This window comes from uncultured Aquincola sp., from assembly GCF_964001545.1.
In the GTDB taxonomy this organism is placed as follows: Bacteria; Pseudomonadota; Gammaproteobacteria; order Burkholderiales; family Burkholderiaceae_C; genus Aquincola.
The window spans coordinates 1-5817 of record NZ_CAXFDV010000497.1; the positions used below are offsets into that span (position 1 = coordinate 1).

At 70.4% G+C, this 5817-nt stretch carries 8 protein-coding genes; 5 read left to right on the top strand and 3 right to left on the bottom strand.

The window, feature by feature from the left end; all coding sequences use genetic code 11:
• Window positions 1–231: Txe/YoeB family addiction module toxin (locus ABNT58_RS16895; RefSeq protein ID WP_348754612.1), on the top strand; the 231-nt coding region annotated here is incomplete at its 5' end.
• Here the strand turns inward: ABNT58_RS16895 and ABNT58_RS16900 are convergent.
• Both ABNT58_RS16900 and ABNT58_RS16905 read right to left on the bottom strand, forming a co-directional pair.
• Window positions 225–695 (bottom strand): GNAT family N-acetyltransferase, encoded by a 471-nt coding sequence (locus ABNT58_RS16900; protein ID WP_348754613.1) that lies wholly within the window; start codon window positions 693–695, stop codon window positions 225–227. The genes ABNT58_RS16895 and ABNT58_RS16900 overlap by 7 nt on opposite strands.
• Before the next feature lie 102 nt (window positions 696–797).
• Window positions 798–2021, bottom strand: a complete 1224-nt coding sequence (locus tag ABNT58_RS16905) for a hypothetical protein (RefSeq protein WP_348754614.1) — start codon at window positions 2019–2021, stop codon at window positions 798–800.
• A 133-nt stretch (window positions 2022–2154) separates the two neighbouring features.
• Here ABNT58_RS16905 and ABNT58_RS16910 point away from each other — a divergent pair, with 133 nt between their 5' ends.
• From ABNT58_RS16910 to ABNT58_RS16925, 4 genes are all read left to right on the top strand, one after another.
• Entirely contained in the window at window positions 2155–3387 is a 1233-nt protein-coding gene (locus ABNT58_RS16910; protein WP_348754615.1) for a WYL domain-containing protein, read from the top strand.
• A complete protein-coding gene (locus ABNT58_RS16915; RefSeq protein ID WP_348754616.1) occupies window positions 3384–3533 on the top strand; it encodes a hypothetical protein in 150 nt (49 codons plus the stop codon). The genes ABNT58_RS16910 and ABNT58_RS16915 overlap by 4 nt, the downstream gene beginning before the upstream one ends.
• Window positions 3534–3655: 122 nt before the next feature.
• A complete protein-coding gene (locus ABNT58_RS16920; RefSeq protein WP_250195436.1) occupies window positions 3656–3916 on the top strand; it encodes a hypothetical protein in 261 nt (86 codons plus the stop codon).
• The gene (locus tag ABNT58_RS16925; protein WP_348754617.1) at window positions 3903–4277 is read left to right on the top strand and encodes a type II toxin-antitoxin system PemK/MazF family toxin; all 375 of its coding nucleotides are present in this window, start codon (window positions 3903–3905) and stop codon (window positions 4275–4277) included. Before ABNT58_RS16920 ends, ABNT58_RS16925 begins: the two co-directional genes overlap by 14 nt.
• Window positions 4278–4291: 14 nt before the next feature.
• Here ABNT58_RS16925 and recD read toward each other — a convergent pair.
• Window positions 4292–5817: exodeoxyribonuclease V subunit alpha (recD, locus tag ABNT58_RS16930; RefSeq protein ID WP_348754618.1), on the bottom strand; the 1526-nt coding region annotated here is incomplete at its 5' end.

Genomic DNA, 5817 nt, shown 5'->3' on the forward strand with positions numbered 1-5817 from the left:
GCCTGGGACGACTACCTGCAATGGCAGAAGCAGGATCGCAAGATGGTGGAGCGCATCAACCGTCTGATTCAGGAAGTCAGGCGCGAGCCGTTCTCAGGTGTCGGCAAGCCCGAGCCGCTGAAGCATGCGCTCGCCGGCTTCTGGTCCCGGCGCATCACCGATGAGAACCGGATGGTGTATTGGATGGACGGTGATGCGTTGCTGATTGCGCAGTTGCGGTACCACTACTGAAATCGGCCTGTGCTGAGCTTGACGAGTTCCAGTGCCTCCTGGCCGACAGTCCAGCGCCGATACTCCCGGAAGCCGAGGCGCGTATAGAGCGAGAGGGCCGGCGCATTGGCAGCAGCGGTTTGCACGGTGAGTTCGGTGCCTGCGTACCGCTGCACCGCAGCCCTGACCAGCGCAATACCGAAGCCGCACCGCTGGTGTGCCGGGTGCACCACCAGCGAAGAGATGTTGATGCCTCGCCCCTCATCATCGGCGCATGTGCTTAGAACGCCCACAAGGATGTTGTCTTGCAAGGCTCCCACGAAGGTCTCGGAAGAGTTCAGGACGTCTTCCAGGGCCCGTTCAAGTGGCGGAAAGTGGGCAACCGCTAGCAGCTCAGCCTCCTGCTTGTAGGCAGCTCTCCGAATGGCGTGGATCTGGCGCGCCACAGCCGGGAGGCGGTGATCCAGGTCGTGCAGAGACAGCATGGTTCGGTCGGACTCGTGAACTCGGCCCCCAGTATTGCCGTCAGCCCCGACCCGCAGAACATCAGACAACGGTCGCGCCGTCGTGACACTGAAGTGAAGCACTCAGGCAGCGCGCCGGCCCAGGCCCTTTCCAGCAACCATCGCCGGCGCCACGGCCGCCCGCACGCGGCTGCCACCGCTGGCGCGCCGCTCCACGCCCGCCACAGCGATCAGCCCCGCCCGCGAGGCAGGCACCACACGCCCAGAGGCCACCGCGGCGACGGGCTGCGGCACCGGCAGCCCCCAGCCCTCGGTCGCCTGCGCAAAGCTGGTGTCTCGCCACGGCGTGCCGTCCAGCCCGGCGCGGGTAGCGCCGTGGATCACGGCGTCGGCTTCGGCCGTCGTCAGCTCCAGCGACAGCCGCTGCCAGCGGCGTTGCACCAGCGGGTCGGTCCAGGCGGCCAGCATCGCGGCCTTCATCGCGGCGGCGTCCCAGGGGTGGCCGCCGGCCACGCGGCGGGCCAGCAGCGTGGTCATGAACACATGGAAGGCCGGGCGGGCGCGGGCCGGCACCAGCGCGGCGATCGGCGCCAGCCGGGGCAGCTCGGCCGTGCCGGCAAAGGGCAGCGACAGCACCACCTGCAGCGCCTGCACCGGGTTCAGCACCCGCACGCGGTTGGGCGGCAGCATCAGCAGCGGCAGCGCGGCGGCCTGGGCATGCGGCAGCGGCGTGGCAAAGCTGATCAGCACCGCCAGCCGCAGCCACTGCGCGGCGGTCAGGCCTTCCAGCGTGTCATCGGCGGGCAGGGCCTCGGCTTCGCGCGCGGTCAGCAGCGCGGCCTGGGCATCGCGGCCGGCGCGGGCGGCCTGGGCGCGGCGGCTGATCATGGCCAGGTTGCCGGCGGCATAGGCGGCCTGCGGGTTCAGGCGTTCGATCACGCCGTCGCTGGCATGGCCGGTGTGCTGCGTCAGCCGTTCGCCGGTCACGGGGCAGTGGCTCACGGTGAGCTGGCGCAGCAGGTTGGGCGTGACCTGCAGGTCTTCAAACGCCGCGCCGCGCAGCCAGGCCTGCAGCCGCAGCGCCAGCCACTGGCGCACGGCCGGCGTGGCAGGGCGGGTGCGGCGGCGGAAAGCAGGCTGGCCGGCGTCCCAGCCCTGGCGCACCGGGTGGCCGAACAGCATCTGGTCGGCCGGCGGCGTCAGGCCGTAGCGGGCGTGGTCGCGGCCGATGTCCCAGCCGCTGCGCTCGAAGGCGGTGGTGGGCGCGCCGGCGGGCTGCAGCGCATGGCCGGCGGCCGAGGGCTCGGCACCGAATTCGGGAGCGAAGGCAAGGGCGGCTTGGGCCATGGTCGGTTCTCTGCGGTAGGCGCCAGGACATCCCGGCAACACCAGTCTGGGTGGTCACAGGCTCAAGGCGTGAGCCTGCGATACGCTGCGTGTGTTTTTTCCTTGCCGCCCGCCACCGGGCGCTGCTACCGCCGTGGACCGTACCGAGCGCTTCTACAAGATCGAACTGCTGATCCGCAACCGCCGGCCCGAGCAGGGCCTGGTGAGCTTCAACGAGCTGATGGACGAGCTGGGCGTCTCGCGCGCCACGCTCAAGCGCGACCTGGAATACCTGCGCAGCCGCATGGACGCGCCCATCGAGTACGACCGCTTCCACAACGGCTACCGATTTGCCAGCGGCGCGTCACCGGCCGGGGCAGGTGACTCGCCGGCCCGCGGCGCCACCACGCACGAGCTGCCCGGCGTGTGGTTCAGCGAGCGCGAGATCCATGCGCTGCTGACCATGCACCAGCTGATCCAGGGCCTGGACGAAGGCGGCGTGCTGGCGCGCCACCTGCAGCCGCTGCTGGACAAGCTGCACCGCATGCTGGGCACCAGCGAGGCCGATGCGCTGGCACTGATGAAGCGCATCCGCATCGCCAGCCCGGCGCGGCGGGCGGTGTCGCCGCGGCATTTCGAGCTGCTGGGCAGCGCCATCTCGCTGCGCCGCCAGGCCGAACTGAACTACTACGTGCGCAGCCGGCAGCAGGCCTCGTGGCGCACGGTGTCGCCGCAGCGGCTGATGTACCACCGCAATACCTGGTACCTCGATGCCTGGTGCCACGCCAGCGGCGGCCTGCGCCGCTTCGCGGTGGACGCGGTGCGTGACGCCCGCTTGCTGGACACGCCCGCGCAGGAAGTGTCCATCGCCGAGGTGGAAGCCGCGCTGGACGCGGGCTACGGCGTCTTCGGCGGCAAGGCGCTGCGCCAGGCCACGCTGCTGTTCACGCCCGAGGCGGCCGAGTGGGTGGCGCATGAGCAGTGGCATCCGCAGCAGCAGGGCGAGCGCCTGCCCGACGGCAGCTACCGCCTCAGCCTGCCCTACACCGACCCCACTGAACTGGCCATGGACGTACTGCGCCACGGCGGCGATGTGCGGGTGCTGGGCGACGACCTGCTGCTGCAGCAGGTGCGCAACGCGCTGGCGGCGGCGGTGGCGGGGTATGGGGGGAGGGTGGTGAAAGCGCAAGAGTGGCTCAGCACGGATCGGGTCAGCATCTCGCGGACCGAGTCGGGCGACTTGATCATCCACCCGCTGGGCACCGAGCGCGGCGCGGGTCTGATGGACGCGCTGCGCGCGCTCGGCGAGGTGGACGACGCCTTCGTCGCTGCGCTGGAGGCCGATCGCACCGACCCGCAGCCGCCCCAGGAACGCGAGGCGCTGTGATCTACCTGCTGGACACCAAGATCCTGATCTACCTGATCAAGCACCACCCGCCATCCGTGGCGGAGGGCATCGGCATGCTGCGCCGCCTCGACGCGCTAGCCCGGAAGGTGACTGTGGCCTACCTCGCCGGGCCGGGCATCTGTTAGAACTACGCCCGCGCGTGCAGGGCTTGAGGGTGGAGGACTGGGTCAGCCTGTCCTGTTGTTGATACGGCTGTTGATACGCAGCGACCGCGTTGATACACTGGTGTCAACGAACGGAGTTGTACATGGCTACTTCATCGGCACAGATCAGCACCTGGGGCAACGGCCTGGCGTTGCGGCTCACCAAGCCGATGGCGAAGGCGGCCGGTGTGTCGGATGGATCGCCCGTGCGCGTCACGGTGGAGCCCGGTCGCATCGTCATTGAAACCGAGGTGGAGCCCACGCTGGACCAGATGCTGGCAGCCTTCGACCCGAAGAAACACGGCGGCGAAGCCATGGCGGATCGGCCGGTCGGCAAGGAGGCGTTTGCCCATGGCGACACGTAAATCGGCGCTGTGGGTGCCTGAGCGTGCCGAGATCATCTTCATCCAGTACTCGCCTGCAGTCGGCGACGAGATGCCGGATGACCATCCGATGCTGGTGATCTCCACCAAGGCGTTCAATGAGCGGACAGGTTTGGTCGTCGGCTTTCCGATGACCCATGCCCAGCGCCACGCTGACAACCCGTTCGCGATCCCTGCGCCGGGGGCCAAGGGTGAGACCGGCTACCTGTTGACGCATCAGCCCAAGTCGTTCGACTGGCGCGAGCGCAACGGTCGCCCACATCCCTGGGGTGCGGGCCACACGAAGCTGCTGGCCGCTGCGTTGAAACGTTTCGATGCCGTGTTCGGCATCTGCAACGGCTGAGCCCATCGCCAGGGTCACCCCGCTTTGACCACTTCCCCCAACCGGGCCAGCAGCCCCGAATCACGCTGCGTAGGCGACTGGATGGCGGCGGCCAGGGGCTCTTCGGCGCTGGCGATGCGCACCTGGCGGCGGGCGCGGGTGACGGCGGTGTAGAGCAGCTCGCGGGTGGTCAGGCGGCTGGCGTGGGCGGGCATCACCATCAGCACCTGGTCGAACTCGGAGCCCTGGCTCTTGTGCACCGTCATCGCATACGCCGTTTCGTGCGGCGGCAGCCGCACCGGGGCCACTGGGCGAAAGCCGCCGGGGGCGGCGGCATCGGGGAACCACACCAGCAGCGTGCCGTCTTCGGCCGGCAGCGTCAGGCCCACGTCGCCGTTGAACAGGCGCAGCAGCGGGTCGTTGCGCAGCACCATCACCGGCCGGCCGGTGTACCAGGGGCCGGGCAGGGCCTCGCCGGGTGCGGCGGCGCGGGCGCGCTGGGTCAGCAGTTCATTGAGCCGCAGCAGCCCGCGCGCGCCCTCACGCATCGCGCACAGCACGCGAAAGCGCTCGTAGGCCGCGGTGGCGCCGGCCACGTCGTGCGGGGCGGCCTGCAGCGCCAGCCACAGCGGCTGGTAGCCGGCCGCGGCGGCGTCCACCGTGGCCTCGGACAGCAGCGGGCCGTCGTCGTGCAGCCACTGCACTTCGTCGTCTTCGCCGCTGCGCAGCCGGCGCAGCACCGCGGCGGCCTGGCCGGTGTTGATCTCGGTGGCCAGGCGGCCGATGCCGCTGTCGGCCGCAAAGCGGAAATTGCGGGTGAACCAGACGGCGCTGTCCTGCAGCGCGCTGGGGCGGGCGGCTTCGGGCGGCTCGATGATCAGCGGCGGCGTGCCGGTCAAGGCCGCCAGGTCGGCGCGGGCGGCGTCGCTCAGACCGGGGTCGGCGCTCAGCTCGGCGAACACCGCGCCCGATTCCACCGCGGCCAGCTGGTCCTTGTCGCCCAGCAGCACGATGCGCGCCTGCGACGGCACCGCTTCCAGCAGCCGCGTGGCCAGCGCCAGGTCCAGCATCGAGGCTTCGTCCACCACCAGCGCATCGATGGGCAGCGGGTTCTGCGCATCGTGGGCAAAGCCTTCGGGGGTGGCGCCCAGCAGCCGGTGGATGGTGGCGGCCGAAGCAGGCAGCCGGTTGCGCAACTCGGCGGGCAGGTGGGCGGCGCGCTGGCGCAGTGCATCGGTCATGCGGGCGGCGGCCTTGCCGGTGGGCGCGGCCAGCGCGATGCGGGCATCGGGCTGCTGCGTGAGCAGCGTGGCCAGCAGGTTGACCACCATCGTGGTCTTGCCGGTGCCGGGGCCGCCACTCACCACCGCCAGCTTGCCGCGCAGCGCCAGCGCAGCGGCCAGCTGCTGCCAGTCGGCATCACCGCCCAGCAGCGCGGCATTGGGCTTGAAGAGCTGCTGCAGCCGCTTGGCCACCTCGGGCGTGGGCAGCGTGGGCTCGGCCTGCGCGCTTTGTGCCAGGCGGCGGGCCAGCCGGCGTTCATAGTCGAAGTAGCGGTGCA